Origin of the sequence: Nocardia sp. NPDC058518 (assembly GCF_042719655.1) — a bacterium.
Classification (GTDB): domain Bacteria; phylum Actinomycetota; class Actinomycetes; order Mycobacteriales; family Mycobacteriaceae; genus Nocardia.
The window spans coordinates 94,424-108,202 of the sequence record NZ_JBHXNJ010000003.1; the positions used below are offsets into that span (position 1 = coordinate 94,424).

Below are 13,779 nucleotides of genomic sequence, written 5' to 3' on the forward strand. Positions count from 1 at the left end.
GCACGGGATGTCCAGGCCCTTTGCCCCCACTGCCGCGAGTCTTGTGGCCCACCCCAGATGGAAGGAGTCCGCCCGCGATGAAGTCCGCGGCATCCCAGACCGGATCTTCGGCAGGTCCACTCCTGCGCAGGCATCTGGGTGATCGACGTTTTCTGCTGATGCTGCCGCGAGCAGTCGGACTGCAGATCCTGCACCCGTCGATCGCACCCGCACTGGTCGAGCACGCGTCGACTCGCCTGTGGGAGCACAAGAAGCGCGCCGTTCTGCAGATGATCTACCTGGCTTGCGCCGGCCGCGACACCGCCTCCGCGATACGTTTCGCCCACGAACACGTCAAGGGAACCGACGACCTCGGCCGTCGCTATCACGCCCTCAACCCCGACGTCTTCCTCTTCCAGCACGCCACCTACGTCGAGACCCTCATGACGGCGGCCGACGTGTTCGGCCCACCGTTGTCGGAGCAGGCCCGCGTACAGCTCTACCAGCAATGTTGTGATTGGTACCGCGGCTACGGAATCAGCGATCGGAATCTAGCGCCCACCTGGCCCGAGTTCACCGAGTACTTCGCCGACGCGTGCACGCGGAATCTCCGAAAGAGCCCGGCGGCAACAGAACTGGCCGATCAGGTCCTGCGCCCCGACGCCTGGATCGTCCGGCGCCTGCCCACCGCGGCGGTACGGGCAATGCAGCACGAGCGTGCCGCGCACCTTCTCGGTGTGCGACAGCGCGATTCGGATGACGCCGCATTGCGTGCCGTTGCCGCGATGACCCGAGCAGGGTTCGCGACGGTTCCGCGTCGAGTCCGCTTCGTGAGCCAGGCCGGGCTCTGACACTCGATCTGCGACACACCGCGACGACCCCGCCCGCCGACCTCATGTCGTGTCCGGCGGGCGGGGCGTCCACCGACGCGTTCTCAGAGACGTTCGATGATCGTGGCGTTGGCCAGTCCACCTGCCTCGCACATGGTCTGGAGCCCGTAACGACCGCCGGTCTGTTCGAGATGGTTGACCATCGTCGCGAGCAACCGGGTTCCGGAGCCCCCGAGCGGGTGCCCGAGCGCGATCGCGCCGCCACGCGGATTCACCTTGGCCGGGTCGGCGCCGAGCTCGTGTTGCCAGACGAGCGGAACCGGGGCGAACGCCTCGTTCACCTCGAAGGTATCGATGTCGTCCACAGTCAGGGAGACCCGGTCGAGCGCCTTGCGCGTCGCCGGGACCACGGCGGTGAGCATGAGCGTCGGATCGTCGCCGACAACAGCGAAGGAGTGGAAGCGGGCGCGGGGGGTCAACCCCAGCTTCGCCGCCATCGCCTCGCTCATGATGAGCGCCGCCGACGCACCGTCGGTGAGCGGCGAGGAGTTGCCCGCGGTCACCGACCAGTTGATCTCCGGAAACCGGTCGAGGAGAGCGGGATCGGTGAAGGCAGGGCGCAGGCCTGCCAAACCTTCAACAGTAGTGCCGGTGCGGATCGTCTCGTCGGCATCGAGGTCTCCAGCGGCAACGAGCTCGGCATCGAACCCGCCAGATGCCGCGGTGGCAGCGGCCAGTCGATGCGAGCGGGCCGCGAACTCGTCGAGGACCGCGCGGTCCAGTTTCCAGCGGGCAGCGATGATCTCGGCCGCGATCCCCTGCCCGATCAGGCCGGCCGGATAGCGAGCGGCGAGTGGGCCACGCAGCGAGTCTTTGCCCTGGGTGTTGGAGAACATCGGCGTGCGGCTCATCGACTCGACGCCGCAGGCAATCGCCACGTCGTACGCACCGGCGAGCACACCCTGGGCGGCGAAATGCACGGCTTGCTGGCTCGAACCACACTGTCGATCAACCGTGGTGGCAGGTACCGACTCCGGGAAGCCCGCCGCCAGCACCGCGGTCCTGGTGATGTTGTTGGCCTGTTCACCGCTCTGGGTGACGCAGCCGCCGATCACGTCGTCGACGAGGACCGGATCGATCCCGGTGCGCGCGACCAATTCTGCCAGCACACCGGCCAGCAGGGTGGCCGGATGCACCGACGACAGCCCTCCGCCGGACTTACCTCGACCCGACGGTGTACGAACCACATCGATGATGACAGCTGACATCATGAACCTCCTGCACGGTCGCCGGCCACGCGGCGACATCCATCACGTAAGTTAATGCCCATTCTTATCACTTGCCATCAGATGGTAGCCAACTAAACGGTTTCCATGGTCCCGCATTGCCGATTTATGTTACTGTCGATTCCGCAGCATCACGAGTTGGGGGCATGATGCGCGGGCCGCATCGGCACCGGCACGCACCCCTCAGCGGCGTCCGGTGCCGTTGCGATGACCCCTCCCCTCGCAACAGCCCGCGCCGACTCGCAGGCGGGCGACCGGCGAGAAGGGCGCCGCGGGCGCGACCTGCGACGGCACTCGATTCGGCGCCCTATAGGCAATCCCGAATCTATGAGATATGTTACCGGTAATTCTCATCACAGTGATGAGAATGAGTAGTAACTTGATCTTCGATGTCGGCCTCTCGATCAGCAGAAGTCTCAGTACTTCTCGCACGACTCAGGGGAACTCGCTCGCTCTTCGGGACCACTCCCAGAAGAACGATCGACAACAACATCGCTCCGCCAACGACGGCGGCCAGCAGGCCTGACGTCGTCCAAGGTCCCGAGGAAGGACACCGGTACCACCATGTTGCGACGGCTGGACAGGTTTCTCAGCTATGAGATGAAGGTGTCCGAATTTCTCGGCACTCTCATCATCATCGGCATCCCCTACGGACTGGTGGGGGTCATCTGGACATTCACCCACACCAGCCACCTGCGTGACCTCCACGGGGCCGACCTGATCATCTCGTTCCTCGGATCGATCGTGTGCTGGCCCGTACTCGTCTTCGCGAATGTGACGATGACCTGATGATGGCGCTGGTATGGGTCATCGACATCATCGTGATCATCGTCAAGATCCTCGGCGGGCGGACACAGGTCAATCCTGTTCTCCGAGTGGGCATGTGGATCGCGCTGCTCTGCGTCATCGCCCTGTGTCTGGCGGTCGTCGGCGCACTCGTCGTCCTCCTCGAACACTGGCTGAGCTCGCTCTGAGCAGCCGGGAACACATTCCCCCGCAGCAAGAAAGGATCGGTGCAGCGTGACGCCGCAACCGGCCACCGAACCGTCCGAGATCGGACGACTCGTCGACAGTGCCACCGGGCTCTGGCGACGGCATCCCCAACAGTCGATCGAGACCCTCGGCAGGCAGGTCCTACTCGGTCGGGCAACGATCGCGCAGTTGTTCCTGTCTCTGGTGCAACGGCGGTTTCCGTTCCAGGAGTTCATCAAACAGTGCGCGTTCATGGCCAACGTCTCCGCGTTGCCCACCGTGTTCGTCGCGATTCCGGTCGCGGTGGTGGTCTCGATCCAGGTCGGCGCGCTGGTCAACCAAGTCGGCGCCACCACCTTCATCGGCGCGGTCGCCGGGCTCGGCATCATCCGCCAGGGCGCACCACTGGTCACCTCGCTGATGATCGCCGGCGCGGTCGGCTCGGCCATCTGCGCCGATCTGGGCTCCCGCACGATCAGGGAGGAGATCGACGCGATGAAGGTGATGGGCGTCGACCCGGTGCGCCGACTGGTCGCCCCACGACTGGCCGCCGCGGTACTGGTGAGCATGCTGCTGTGCGGGTTCATCGTGTTCGTCGGCTTCGCGACCGCCTACTTGTTCAACGTCTACGCCCAGCAGGGCACGCCGGGATCGTTCATCAGCTCGTTCGCCTCGTTCGCGGTGGCAAACGACCTGATGGTCGCGCTGTTCAAGGCGGCGATCTTCGGTGCACTCACCGCGATCATCGCCTGCGACGTCGGACTGCACACCAAAGGCGGTCCCGGCGGCGTCGCGAACTCGGTGAACTCGGCGGTGGTCACCTCGGCCCTGATGCTGTTCGCCACCAACATCATCGTCACCCAGCTGTACAACAGCTTCTTCCCCGCGAAGGTGGTGTGAGATGGCCGCCGAGTACATCCCGCCCGCACTGCGGCCGGTCCGCGCAATCAGCGCGACGGCCAAGATTCCCGTCCAAGCCAATCAGCGCCTCGGCCACCAGGCCATCGTGTTCTTCCAGGCCCTGCTCGCTATCCCGTTCACGCTGCGTCACTACCGCAAGGAAGTCGCCCGTCTGGTCGCCGACGTCGGCTGGGGCAACGGCTCGGTCATCGTCGGCGGCGGCACGGTGGGCGTGGTCGTCGTGCTGTGCGCGTTCGGCGGCATCACCGTCGGAGTCGAGTCCTACACCGCGTTGAACCTGCTCACCATGGGACCGCTGACCGGCGCTATCTCCGGCTTCGCCACCACCCGTGAGATCGCGCCGATCCTGGGCACGCTCGCCTTCGCCATCCAGTCCGGTTGCCGATTCACCGCGCAGCTCGGCTCGATGCGGATCTCCGAAGAGATCGACGCGCTGGAGTCCATCGCGATCCGCCCGCTGCCCTACCTGGTGACCACCCGGATGATCGCGGCCACGATCACCATCATTCCCCTGTACACACTCGGCCTCGCGGTCGCCTACATAGCGACCAAGCTGTCGGTGCTGTTCCTTGGCGGAACGACCGCAGGCACCTACGACCACTACTTCTTCCAGTTCCTGATCGGCGGGGACGTGTTCTTCTCGATCTTCAAAGTGGTGGTGTTCGTCCTCATCGCGGCGTTCATCCAGTGCTACTACGGCTTCGTCGCCTCCGGCGGACCCGAAGGCGTCGGCGTCGCGGCGGGCCGGGCCATCAAGATGGTCATCGTCGTCATGGTCTTCACCAATCTGTTTCTCACGCTTGCGATCTGGGGCATCGACCCCGGATTCCGGATCTCGGGATAGGTCGATCGAATGATTCTCGATCTCAGCGGCCGCGGCCCCAAACCCCTGCAGCTCACGCTCGCGGGACTGGCGGTGATCACCGCGTTCGCGGTCGCGCTGTATCTGCTCGCACTGCGCTACAACGGCGAGTTCGAGGACACGGTGGTAGTCGGTGCCGACCTCACCAGCACCGGCGACGGGCTACCCCAGCGCGCCGACGTGAAGTACCGCGGCATGCTCGTCGGCGCGGTCGGCTCGGTGGAGATGGTCGCCAAGGGCGAACGCCAGCACGCCACCTTGGAACTGAAGCCGGGTCTGGCACAGACGATTCCCAACACGGTCACCGTGCGCGTCATACCCGACAACATCTTCGGCGTCTCCTCGCTCCAGCTCGTGGACAACGGGGGGACCGCCGAGGGGCTGCGCGAGGGTGCGACCATCCGCGAGGACACCAGCGAGGCCACGATCCAGCTGCAGACCACGCTCAACACCCTGCGCGACGTGCTCGACACCATCCAGCCCGAGAAGCTCGGCCGAGTGCTGGCCACCCTGTCCGCAGCGCTCGATCCGAGCAGCCGCGTACCGGGTTCCACGGTGGAGCGTCTCGACACCTGGCTGACCACCATCCACCAGATCCCCGAAATCGGCCACCTGCTCGGCAACTTCGGTCAGGCGGCGACAGCATTGAGCCAGTCGGCACCGGAACTGGTAGGGGTACTGGCCGATTCGGTGACCTCTGCGCGCACGCTCAACGAGCACCGCACCCAAATGGTGGAGCTGCTCACACAGGGCAACTCCACCGTCGAATCCGTCAATGCCCTGTTCGCCGCCAATCCCGATTCGGGCAAGGAATTGGCCTCGGGCCTGGACCAGCTGCTCGGTGGCATCGCCAAGGATCCCGGCGCGCTGCAGTCGACGGCGGCCAACCTCAACAACTCGTTCCGCAAGTTGCAGCAGGTGTTCAACTTCGGCCCGCGCAACCAGATGACCTGGCGCATGGACGTGACGTTCACACCGTTCCAGCAGTACACCGCGAAGGACTGCCCACACTACGGCGACATGGCCGGTCCCCGGTGCGGTGGGCCGACCGTGCCCGAAGTCGCACCGCCGCAAGAGTATCCGGCCCAGATGCTGCCGAAGCGGCTCGAGTCCGCCGGACCCGCACCGGTGCTGACGATTCCCGGCCTGCCCGCGCTGCCGAGCATCACCGTGCCGACTGTTCCCGGCCTGCCGACGATCCCGGGTCTGCCGGCCATTCCTGGACTGCCCGCCATTCCGGGGATCACGGCACCCGCCGCATCCCACGACCCCGCGCCCGCCGCCATCCCGGCGGCGCAGCCTCGGCTGAGCGGCATCGCCGCGGTGTCGGCACTGGTCGGCGGTAAGCCGACGTTCAGTCAGTTGCTGCTGCTCGGGTCGATCCTGGGCAACATTGCCATCGTCCCCGACACCGAAGGTGGTGTCCAACAGTGAAATCCACCAAAGCACTGCTCGGGTTCAGCTTCTTCGCTGTATTGGCGACGTTGCTCACCTACACGATCTGGTCGACCCTGCAACGCAGCGTCCCCGGCCACACGACGAGCTACTCAGCGGTCTTCACCGATGTCCTCGGATTGCGCATCGGCGACGACGTCCGGATGGCGGGCGTACGGGTCGGCCGGATCGACAAGATCGATTTCACGGACAACTACCTCGCCAGGGTCGACTTCCAGATCGAGGCGCGCCAGCACCTGACCGATACCACCAAAGCCCTGGTGCGATACCAGAATCTGATCGGTCAGCGCTACCTGGCGCTGGCGCCGGGCACCGGCGAGGGCACCGTTGTCCCCGCCGGCTCGCAGATCCCGCTCGAGCGGACCGAGCCCTCGTTCGATGTCTCGGCGCTGCTGTCCGGATTCGAACCACTGTTCAGTGTGCTCCAGCCCGACCAGATCAATTCGCTGTCGGAAACTCTCATCCAGGCACTGCAGGGCAACGAGGTGTCGTTGGCTGCGCTGATCACCCAGGCCGCCCAGTTGGCCAGCACCTTCGGCGAACGCGATCAGATCATCGGCGATGTGCTGAGCAATCTCAGCTCGGTGATGGCCGGTCTGGCCAACCGCAGCGATGAGCTGGAGACCCTGATCACGCAGACTCGCAGTTTGATGGACGGGCTCTACACCGAGGGCGAATCGTTGAAGAGTTCGGTCGAACGGGTGGCGGGAGCGACGAACGGTTTGGTCTCACTCATCGAACAGGTCAAGCCCGGCCTGGCCGACGCGCAACGCAACGCGACGACAGGCGTGATGATGCTGCTCTACAACGGCGCCGCCCTCGATCGCGCTGCGGTCGAATTCCCGGACTTCCTCAACGGCGTCGCCCGGTTCACCCAATACGGGACATACGGCAATGCCTACATCTGCCGCCTGGACGTCTCCCTGTGGGGCGTTCTCCTGCCCGAGGGCTTGTTCTCCCAGGTCGGCGGCACCTCACAATCGGAAGTGTGCCGATGATCAAACCACGCGTCCCAGCATTCCTGCGGCACAACCAGCACCTGCGGCTCGGCCTGATCGCGGCCCTCGCGGTGCTGGTATTGCTCGGCGGTTCGAATCTGCTCAATCAGGTCCGACTCGGCGACAAGACCGTTCACGCCGAATTCGCCCAGGCCGCCGGACTGCGGCCGGGCGCGACAGTCGATGTCTCCGGCATCGAAGTCGGTGAGGTCAAGGCGGTGAAGCTGATCAACGACCGGGTGGAGGTCGCGCTGCGGATCCGCAAGGACATCCGCCTCGGCGCCAACGCCCACGCGGCGATCAAGATGTCGACCATCCTCGGCAGGCTGCACATCGTGCTGCGCCCCGGTGACGGAAAAGAGCTCCCCGACAACAGGATCCGGCTCGACAACACCGAAGTGCCGTACAACCTGAGCAAGGTCATCCAGGACCCGAAGTACACCTCCTCGTTCGAGCGGATCGAACGGATCGACCCGGCGAAACTGCGCACCGCGCTCGATGTGTTCAGCGCCCAGCTGGGCGATTCACCCGCCATGGCGGTGCAGGCCCTCGACAGCATCGGCTCGCTCGCCCAGGTGATCAACAGTAGGCGCGACGAGGTCGACACCCTGCTCGAGAGCATGGATCAGGTCTCCCAGCTGGTCTCGGACAACCGCAACAGTGTGTTGGTGCTGCTCACCAGAGGCGAAGCGATCGGGGCGGCCGTGCAGAAGCGCCAGACCCTGCTCACCCAGCTGCTCGACAACGTCGCCGACATGTCGAGGCTTCTGCAGGACATGGGCATCGAGAACAACGGTGAACTCGGACCGCTGATCGCCAACCTCAACACGATGGCCGACGGCCTGACCAAGAACAAGGAGAACCTGGACCGGATCTACGAGTACGCCCCGGTCACGTTGCGCCAGTTCAACAATCTGCTCGGCAACGGTCCCTACGGCGAGATCTGGGCACCGTGGATCCTTCCGGACAACTGGCTGTGCTTCGCGCAGGCCGTACAGGGGTGCAACTGATGAGGACGAAACGCACGAGCAAGCTGGCGGCGGTCTGCTTCGCCGCAACGCTCGCCTCGGGCTGCGCCCTGCTGCCCGACAGCCTGACCGGCCTCGGTAATCAGGTGCTGGGCGAGCAGAAGCGCATCAGCGCCGACTTCGAAAACGTGGCCGGGCTGTATGCGGGCAACGAGGTCTCGGTGCTCGGCGTGCCGGTCGGTGTCGTCGATTCGGTGACACCGCGCGGCAGCTACGTCGAAGTGGTGATGTCGGTCGACCGCGACGTGCGCATCCCCGCGGATGCGATGGCGGCGCTGGTGTCGCCACAGCTGATCACCAACCGCCATGTCGAGCTCGCCCCGGCCTATACCGGCTCAGGGCCCGAGCTCGCCGACGGTGCCCATCTTCCGCTGACTCGCACCAGGACACCGGTCGAGCTGGACCGGATCCTGGCCAACTTCGATCAGCTGGGCGAGGCGCTGAAGGGCGACAGCCAGAACGGGCCCATGGCGAGCCGGGTGCTCTTTCCCCTGCTCGACGGCAACGGTGACCGGTTGCGCGAGACGCTCGACGAACTGTCGGCCGCCTTCGAGCTGACTTTCGCCAACAAGGATCAGATCGCCAATACCATCATCGAACTCGGCGAGATCACCCAGATCGTCGCCGACAACGATCAGACCGTCCGTGATTTCAGCGGTCGCATCACCGAGCTGGTGGCGTTGTTCGGGCAGCAGTCCCCCGGTCTGCAGGCGGTACTGACCCAGCTCGACGACTTCATCACCAATACCTCCTCGGTGGTCGGCCAGAACCAGGATCAGCTCGCGGGCGCGCTCACCAAGTTCGTCGCGATCGCCGCCCAGATGCGGGCCAATGCCCGCAATCTGACCGAGATCATCGACGTCGGCCCGCTGATGTTCCAGAACTTCGACAATGCGATCAGCCGCGAGCACCAGGCTCTGCGCCTGCACGGTCTGCTCGACAAGATCGTGCTCGACAGCGAGGTGGTCTCGCTGTTCTGCGAGCGCGTCCAGATGCGTCTGGACGGCTGCCGCACCGGCAAGATCTCCGATATGGGCCCGGACTTCGGGCTGACCGCCGCGCTGTTGGGACTGACGAAATGACTCTGCGCACAACGTTGGCCGCGGCCTTCTGCGCCGCCGCCGTGGCCGCATCGAGCAGCGGCTGCTCGATGACCGTGGCCGAACTGCCGATGCCCGAACCGGGCATCGGTGGGCCCGGCTATACCTTGCACGCCACTTTCCGGGACGCGCTCAATCTGCCCGATCGCGCCCACGTCAAGATCGGCGGCACCGACATCGGTGTCGTCACCGGAATTTCGACGACCTCGTTCCTCGCCGATGTCGAGATGCTGATCCGCACCGACATCCAACTGCCGCAGGGCACCACCGTGGAGCTGCGCCAGGCGACCCCGCTCGGTGACATCTTCGTCGCCATGACTCTGCCGAGCGCCGAGGCCGCCGGGCCGCCGCTGCGTGAGGGCGCGACCATCGGCGCCGAGCACACCGCATCGGCCGCCTCGGTCGAGCAGTTGATGATGTCGGTGTCGATGCTGATCAACGGCGGCGGACTCAATCAGGCAGCCGAAGTCACCTCCGAACTCAATTCCATCTTCGCGGGCAAGGCGCCTCAACTGCAGCACCTGATCGGGGAAATGACCTCGGTCATCGCCGCGCTCAACGCACGCACCGGCGACCTAGACGCGACGCTCACCGGGTTGTCGGTGCTGACCGGCGAATTGGCTCGGCGCAAAACCGAACTCGGCGCCGCGGCCGACAGCTTCCCGCAACTGATCGGGCTGTTCGCCGAGAACAACCAGGCCATAGTCGACCTGATCAACAAGGTGGCGGTGACCATGGACGCACTCGGCGACTTCAGCGCCACGAACGGGCCGCAGTTCGTCAGCCTGTTCCAGAGCATCCAGAATCTGATGTCCGGGTTCGCGCAGATGGGCGATGACCTCACCGGCACGCTCGAGGGCTTCCACCAGGTCTACCCCTCGGTCATGGACAGTATGCAGGGGCCGACCCTGGCCGTCGGAGCGATCCTGTCCTACCTCGATATCGGTGCGATCACCGATCCGGCAGGCAGTCGCTGGCCCGACGGCACCGATGTGCCTGCGTTCATCGGCAGCATCACCGACGTGATCGCCAAGGTGACCGGCCGCCTCAACAGCACGCCGCAGGCGCCGACCCAAGAGGGGCCCCGATGAATTCACCGTTGTGGGAGTGGCTGGTTCGCCGTCGCGTGGCGGTCGCCAATGCCGGTTTGGTCGTCGTCCTGCTGCTGGGCAGCCTGTACCTGGGCGGCGCCGTCCTGCGGATCGACCCGACGAGTACGCGCTACGTCGTCACCGTCGAACTGGCCATCTCGGGTGGACTCACCGTGGGCAGCGATGTGACCTTCCGTGGCGTTCGGGTGGGGCGGGTCGATGACGTGCGAGTCGCCGGTGACGGGGTCGCGGCCGTGGCCGAGATCGAGGAGGGCACCCGGATTCCGGTCGGCGGCACGGTCGCTGTCGCCCGCTTGTCGGCCGCGGGTGAGCAGTACCTGGATTTCCGCCCCGAGACCGATAGCGGACCGTATCTGCGCGACGGCTCCGTCGTCGCCCGGGCGGACACCGCCGTGCCCGTGCAGGTGCAGTCAGTGCTGGCGAACGTGTCAGGCCTGGTCAGTGGTTTGAACCCCGACCGCCTCAATGTCATCGTCAACGAGCTCGACAAAGCGCTCGCGGGCGGACCGGACGGCTTGCGCAACATGATCTCCGGGATCAGTCGCGCGATGGCGGGTCTCACCGATCTGCTGCCACAGACCGAGCATTTGCTGCGCAATCTCGAGGTCATCGCCGCGACGACCGCGCACGCGCAACCCGACCTCGGCACCCTCACCAACGCGGGTAGCGCCCTGTTCCAGCAGTTCTCCGCCGCCGATGCCGAATTGCGGCACCTGCTCCAGGAGGGGCCGGGCCAGCTGGCCACTCTCGGGGGCTTCATCTCCCGCACCCACGACCCGATCACGGACCTGGTGACGAACTTCGTCGCGATCACCCGGGCGGCCAAATTGCGTCAACCCGCGATCGAGCTGCTGTTTCCCACGTTGAGCCGCTTCTCCGAGGCGGTCGGGGTCCCCGCCCACGACAATGCCTTCTTCACGCTCGTCGATCCGTGGCCGCGACCGACCTGCGACTACGACACTGTTCCGATCCTGCCCACCCGGGCCACCGCCGATACCAGGGTGCGGCTCTACAACTACTGCGTCACCGACAATCCCGCGCTGCAGATCCGTGGGTCGGCCAACGCACCACGACCCGCAGGACCCGACAACGGTGCGGGACCGCCGCCCGGCGTGACCGGTGACGAACTGTCCCAGCCCTCGGTGCCCGCACCAAGATAAGGAGCACGAAAAGCGATGACCAACGACGAAACACCCACCAGCACAACACCATCAGAAGGATCGGCGGACATGGTCGCTGCGACGACCTCCGCCGAGTCCAGGTGGTGGGCGATGGATCGCAAGACCCTCGGCCTGCGCGGCGCCACCGCGATCGTCCTCGGTATCTCGGTGGCGACCTCGGTGTTCCTGTTCGTGGAGAACAAGAACAGCACCGAGCTCCTCGAGGCCCAACAGCAGGCCCGCGAGGCCGCGTGCCACTACGCGCCGGCACTGGCCGAATACGACAGCAAGAGCCTCGACACCTACTTCGAGGCTGTCCTCGCGGGTGCGACGGGTGACTGGAAGAAGCAGTTCGAATCCACCAGCACCGAGCTGCGCGACGCTCTCACCCAGGGTGAGGTCATCTCGAAGGTCACCGACACCCAGTGCGCGCTGCGCTCCGGCGACGAGAATTCCGCCGAGGCGATCGTGGTGATCGGGACGACCATCTCCAGCCTGGGCACCGAGCACAAGGCCAAGCCGAGTCAGCTGTCGATGGTGTTCAACTTGCACAATGACGACGGCCGCTGGCTCGTCGAGAAGGTGAACTCCCCGTTGACCTCGCCTCCCGCCCAATGACCCCGGTCCGGCGGATCGACCTCGCGCCACCAGGCGATAGCATGACAGGCAAGATCATCGGGAACTCACTGTCCCCGCGCGGAACAAAGGGTAAGACGACGAGCAGCCAGGCAGACGAATCCCCCGCGGATGCGCCGACTCGCCAAGTCAGGCGCAGGCCGAAGAATCGTCGTGCCCAGATCGCGGCAGAATCGGCCGCCGCCTTCGGCGCGCACGGATACCACGGTGTCAGCATGGACGACATCGCGCGACGCCTCGATATCAGTTCCACCGCGCTGTATCGGCACTTTCCGAGCAAATACGCGCTGTTCCGGGAGGAACTTCTGCGATTGTCCGGGATTGCGGTAGGCGCGGTCGAGCTACCCGGCGAGGCCGTCGACTGGACGCCACGCCAGCGCGTCGATCATGTGCTCGACGCCGTCATCGGCTTGACCATCGCCAATCGGCCGACCGTGGCGCTGGCCCGCTGGGAGCGCCGCTATCTCGAGCCGGTCGATCTCGAGGAGTTCACCGATCAATTCGCCGCGGCCATCACCACGCTGCGCAAGCTGATCGGCGAGGTAAGACCCGAGTTGAACGGTCGAGACCGGGCGGTGCGCGCAGTCTCGATCTTCGCTGTGGTCAGCAGCATCGGCGACCACCACGCCACCGTACCGGCGAAGGCTCTCGCCCGGCTGCTCCATACGACCAGCTGGACGTTGATCGACGCTGATCTCAGCGGACCGGACCGCACGAAGCCTGCCGGTTCGAAGGGCGCGCAACCGCAGCCGTTCAAGCATGATCTGCTGCTGGGCAAGGCCGTCGAGCTGTTCCACGAACGCGGCTATCCGAATGTCAGCATGGAGGATATCGCCGCCGCCGCGGATCTGTCGGCCGCATCGGCGGTGTACCGCTACTACCGCAGCAAGAGCGATCTGTTGGTAGCCGCGTTCCGGCGCGCCGCCGACCGGGTATCGGGAGCGATCGCGCCCGCGATGGCCGCCGCGGACACTCCTGCCGAAGCGCTCGGCACACTGATCCAGCTCTATGTCTCCGGTTCGTTCGCCGAGCGCGCGCTGACCTTCGTCTACTACGCCGAGTTCAGCCATGTCGACCAACCCGATCAGGTGACCCTGCGCCATCTACAGCAGTTGATCATCACCGAATGGGCGAAGTTGGTGGTGGAGGCAAGGCCGGAGCTGTCCATCGGCGAGGCCCGAATCCTCGTGCACGCGGCCTTCAGCCTCGTGGTCGACCTCGGGCGCACCTTCGGCGACCATGGAATCAGTCCGCAGGAGACTGTGATCCGTTTGCTGGAGACTATTCTGCTCGGTCAGCCCCTGCCGCGGTAGGCACCGAGCGACCTGCGCCGTCAATAAAGGGGGGGGGGGGGGGCGCGCGCGCGGGCGGGCGCCCCGCGCCCCCGGCGGGGGAGAGGACCGGGCTGTCTGGCTGTTTGGGGGGGGGGGGGGGGGTCGG

At 65.6% G+C, this 13,779-nt stretch carries 14 protein-coding genes; 13 read left to right on the forward strand and 1 reads right to left on the reverse strand.

The genetic code is table 11. From position 1 onward, the window contains the following. Positions 1-77: 77 nt before the first annotated feature. Entirely contained in the window at positions 78-830 is a 753-nt protein-coding gene (locus ACFWPX_RS07500) for an oxygenase MpaB family protein (protein ID WP_378926663.1), read from the forward strand. A gap of 83 nt (positions 831-913) precedes the next feature. Here ACFWPX_RS07500 and ACFWPX_RS07505 read toward each other — a convergent pair whose 3' ends face one another. Next, positions 914-2,080, reverse strand: coding sequence for a thiolase family protein (locus tag ACFWPX_RS07505; RefSeq protein ID WP_378914359.1), 1,167 nt, complete (start codon positions 2,078-2,080; stop codon positions 914-916). Between the two features lie 579 nt (positions 2,081-2,659). On the opposite strand from ACFWPX_RS07505, the gene ACFWPX_RS07510 reads away from it, so the two are divergent. The 12 genes from ACFWPX_RS07510 to ACFWPX_RS07565 all read left to right on the forward strand — a co-directional run bounded on the left by ACFWPX_RS07510 (position 2,660) and on the right by ACFWPX_RS07565 (position 13,652). Beyond that, entirely contained in the window at positions 2,660-2,884 is a 225-nt protein-coding gene (locus tag ACFWPX_RS07510; RefSeq protein WP_378914358.1) for a hypothetical protein, read from the forward strand. Further along, a complete protein-coding gene (locus ACFWPX_RS07515; protein ID WP_378914357.1) occupies positions 2,884-3,069 on the forward strand; it encodes a hypothetical protein in 186 nt (61 codons plus the stop codon). The genes ACFWPX_RS07510 and ACFWPX_RS07515 overlap by 1 nt, the downstream gene beginning before the upstream one ends. A 46-nt stretch (positions 3,070-3,115) precedes the next feature. Next, positions 3,116-3,967 (forward strand): MlaE family ABC transporter permease, encoded by an 852-nt coding sequence (locus ACFWPX_RS07520; RefSeq protein ID WP_378914356.1) that lies wholly within the window; start codon positions 3,116-3,118, stop codon positions 3,965-3,967. A gap of 1 nt (position 3,968) precedes the next feature. Further along, positions 3,969-4,832, forward strand: a complete 864-nt coding sequence (locus ACFWPX_RS07525; protein WP_378926664.1) for an ABC transporter permease — start codon at positions 3,969-3,971, stop codon at positions 4,830-4,832. 9 nt (positions 4,833-4,841) lie between these two features. Beyond that, positions 4,842-6,284 (forward strand): MCE family protein, encoded by a 1,443-nt coding sequence (locus ACFWPX_RS07530; RefSeq protein WP_378926665.1) that lies wholly within the window; start codon positions 4,842-4,844, stop codon positions 6,282-6,284. After that, positions 6,281-7,303: an MCE family protein gene (locus ACFWPX_RS07535; RefSeq protein WP_378926667.1), complete on the forward strand. Its 1,023-nt coding sequence runs from the start codon at positions 6,281-6,283 to the stop codon at positions 7,301-7,303. The genes ACFWPX_RS07530 and ACFWPX_RS07535 overlap by 4 nt, the downstream gene beginning before the upstream one ends. Further along, complete coding sequence (locus ACFWPX_RS07540) at positions 7,300-8,313, forward strand: MlaD family protein (RefSeq protein ID WP_378926668.1); 1,014 nt, start codon at positions 7,300-7,302, stop codon at positions 8,311-8,313. The genes ACFWPX_RS07535 and ACFWPX_RS07540 overlap by 4 nt, the downstream gene beginning before the upstream one ends. Beyond that, the gene (locus ACFWPX_RS07545) at positions 8,313-9,413 is read left to right on the forward strand and encodes an MCE family protein (RefSeq protein WP_378926669.1); all 1,101 of its coding nucleotides are present in this window, start codon (positions 8,313-8,315) and stop codon (positions 9,411-9,413) included. Before ACFWPX_RS07540 ends, ACFWPX_RS07545 begins: the two co-directional genes overlap by 1 nt. Further along, positions 9,410-10,522, forward strand: coding sequence for an MCE family protein (locus ACFWPX_RS07550; protein ID WP_378926670.1), 1,113 nt, complete (start codon positions 9,410-9,412; stop codon positions 10,520-10,522). The genes ACFWPX_RS07545 and ACFWPX_RS07550 overlap by 4 nt, the downstream gene beginning before the upstream one ends. After that, positions 10,519-11,703 carry an MCE family protein gene (locus ACFWPX_RS07555; protein WP_378926672.1) on the forward strand — a complete coding sequence of 395 codons (1,185 nt, stop codon included), beginning with the start codon at positions 10,519-10,521 and terminating at the stop codon, positions 11,701-11,703. The genes ACFWPX_RS07550 and ACFWPX_RS07555 overlap by 4 nt, the downstream gene beginning before the upstream one ends. Positions 11,704-11,772: 69 nt before the next feature. Next, complete coding sequence (locus ACFWPX_RS07560) at positions 11,773-12,321, forward strand: hypothetical protein (RefSeq protein ID WP_378926673.1); 549 nt, start codon at positions 11,773-11,775, stop codon at positions 12,319-12,321. Positions 12,322-12,362: 41 nt separating this feature from the next. Continuing rightward, positions 12,363-13,652 (forward strand): TetR/AcrR family transcriptional regulator, encoded by a 1,290-nt coding sequence (locus ACFWPX_RS07565; RefSeq protein ID WP_378914347.1) that lies wholly within the window; start codon positions 12,363-12,365, stop codon positions 13,650-13,652. Positions 13,653-13,779: the final 127 nt, after the last annotated feature.

Excerpts from the sequence above, each read along its gene's own strand:
- ACFWPX_RS07500 (WP_378926663.1), top strand. The coding sequence starts at position 78 with ATGAAGTCCGCGGCATCCCAGACCGGATCTTCGGCAGGTCCACTCCTG.
- ACFWPX_RS07505 (WP_378914359.1), bottom strand. The coding sequence starts at position 2,080 with ATGATGTCAGCTGTCATCATCGATGTGGTTCGTACACCGTCGGGTCGA.
- ACFWPX_RS07510 (WP_378914358.1), top strand. The coding sequence starts at position 2,660 with ATGTTGCGACGGCTGGACAGGTTTCTCAGCTATGAGATGAAGGTGTCC.
- ACFWPX_RS07515 (WP_378914357.1), top strand. The coding sequence starts at position 2,884 with ATGATGGCGCTGGTATGGGTCATCGACATCATCGTGATCATCGTCAAG.
- ACFWPX_RS07525 (WP_378926664.1), top strand. The coding sequence starts at position 3,969 with ATGGCCGCCGAGTACATCCCGCCCGCACTGCGGCCGGTCCGCGCAATC.
- ACFWPX_RS07530 (WP_378926665.1), top strand. The coding sequence starts at position 4,842 with ATGATTCTCGATCTCAGCGGCCGCGGCCCCAAACCCCTGCAGCTCACG.
- ACFWPX_RS07540 (WP_378926668.1), top strand. The coding sequence starts at position 7,300 with ATGATCAAACCACGCGTCCCAGCATTCCTGCGGCACAACCAGCACCTG.
- ACFWPX_RS07545 (WP_378926669.1), top strand. The coding sequence starts at position 8,313 with ATGAGGACGAAACGCACGAGCAAGCTGGCGGCGGTCTGCTTCGCCGCA.
- ACFWPX_RS07550 (WP_378926670.1), top strand. The coding sequence starts at position 9,410 with ATGACTCTGCGCACAACGTTGGCCGCGGCCTTCTGCGCCGCCGCCGTG.
- ACFWPX_RS07555 (WP_378926672.1), top strand. The coding sequence starts at position 10,519 with ATGAATTCACCGTTGTGGGAGTGGCTGGTTCGCCGTCGCGTGGCGGTC.
- ACFWPX_RS07560 (WP_378926673.1), top strand. The coding sequence starts at position 11,773 with ATGGTCGCTGCGACGACCTCCGCCGAGTCCAGGTGGTGGGCGATGGAT.
- ACFWPX_RS07565 (WP_378914347.1), top strand. The coding sequence starts at position 12,363 with ATGACAGGCAAGATCATCGGGAACTCACTGTCCCCGCGCGGAACAAAG.